This is a genomic window from Collinsella aerofaciens, assembly GCF_040920445.1.
Lineage (GTDB): Bacteria > Actinomycetota > Coriobacteriia > Coriobacteriales > Coriobacteriaceae > Collinsella > Collinsella aerofaciens_BH.
Genome location: NZ_JBCOTQ010000018.1, coordinates 37,727 through 38,999, shown reverse-complemented (window position 1 = coordinate 38,999; position 1,273 = coordinate 37,727). Strand labels below are relative to the sequence as shown.

Sequence of the window (1,273 nt, the reverse complement as noted above, 5' to 3'; positions counted from 1 at the left end):
TGGTGCGGCGTATAGGATTCGAACCTATGACGTTCTGATTCGTAGTCAGACCCTCTATCCAGCTGAGGTAACGCCGCAACGCACGGATTATTATGCACGCGAGCCCCCGATGGGTCAAGCGACAATTTGAAAAAATTTTACGGAGTGGTGATTAGGCTGTTCACACCCCGACCGAGGTTCGAATCCATGCATGGTTGCCATAAAAGAAAAGCCCCCGTTGCCGGAGGCTTCAAGTTCGATTGGTGCGGCGTATAGGATTCCGCGCATCCGCTGCGCGGATCCGCGCCGGCTTCGCCCGCCTGCCGGCGCGCTCGCCCGCTCGCTACGGACGCTCCGCGTCCGCTTCACGCTCGCGCCTCGACCGAGGTTCGAATCCATGCGGTGTTGCCATAAAAGAAAAGCCCCCGTTGCCGGAGGCTTCAAGTTCGATTGGTGCGGCGTATAGGATTCGAACCTATGACGTTCTGATTCGTAGTCAGACCCTCTATCCAGCTGAGGTAACGCCGCAGCGCAAGACATATAAAACCACTTTAGTTAGTTGGAGTCAAGCACAATCTCAAACTTTTTGGAGAATATGTTCCTCACGCAGCTCCGCATGCGCCAATGTCCCCCATACGATCAATCGGTTTTTCAACTACATCGAACCCAGCACCGAGCTCCCCCAGAAGCGACCGCACCCGTTGGGCACAGTCGTAGTCAGCAAACGAGATGCTCAGCATTCGGGCCACCTGATTAGAAGTTCCAACACCATAGAAGTGCTCAAGGACAACAAGCGCCTCATGCGCCACAAACGTCTCGACCACATGCGGCGACTCCTCATAGCACCATTGCGTCAATGGCCCCTCACTCGTCTGCCGAACCACCAAGCCACCCATACCCGACGGCTCGCACGTTACCAGCAGGTGCTCCCCGCCCTCATCGCTCTGGAACAAAACAACCCGCTCGTCGAACAGCTCCATCACATCCCCTTTCTCTTGCTCTTAGCTAGCAAAAGCATAGCAGGTAAATGGCTGTATACAGAACGTTTGTTCGTGTATTTTCTATCGAGCTGTCCGCACGGCATGGTATAGCCGTACACAAAAAGGGCGCCCCTAAAAGGAGCGCCCTCGCAAATCGCCTATGCAGCTAGCTTACGCGACCGGCTCGATCTTCTCGAGGCCGCCCATGTAGGGACGCAGAACCTCGGGGATCGTGATGGTGCCGTCGGCGTTCTGGTAGTTCTCCAGAATGGCGGCCATGGTGCGGCCAGCCGGCAGGCCGGAACCGTTGAGGG

The 1,273-nt window shown here is 56.3% G+C and carries 1 protein-coding gene, 2 tRNA genes and 1 pseudogene; all 4 read right to left on the bottom strand.

Translation table 11 applies throughout. From position 1 onward, the window contains the following. Positions 1–77, bottom strand: a tRNA-Arg gene (locus tag AB5405_RS04520). Positions 78–430: 353 nt separating this feature from the next. After that, positions 431–507 (bottom strand) — tRNA-Arg (locus AB5405_RS04515). A 74-nt stretch (positions 508–581) separates the two neighbouring features. Next, entirely contained in the window at positions 582–959 is a 378-nt protein-coding gene (locus AB5405_RS04510) for a hypothetical protein (protein WP_368137725.1), read from the bottom strand. Positions 960–1,130: 171 nt separating this feature from the next. After that, a pseudogene (locus AB5405_RS04505) lies at positions 1,131–1,273 on the bottom strand (serine--tRNA ligase); the annotation flags it as partial.

What these genes read in the sequence shown, in the direction of transcription:
- AB5405_RS04510 (WP_368137725.1), bottom strand. Translation starts at nt 959, where the DNA reads ATGGAGCTGTTCGACGAGCGGGTTGTTTTGTTCCAGAGCGATGAGGGC.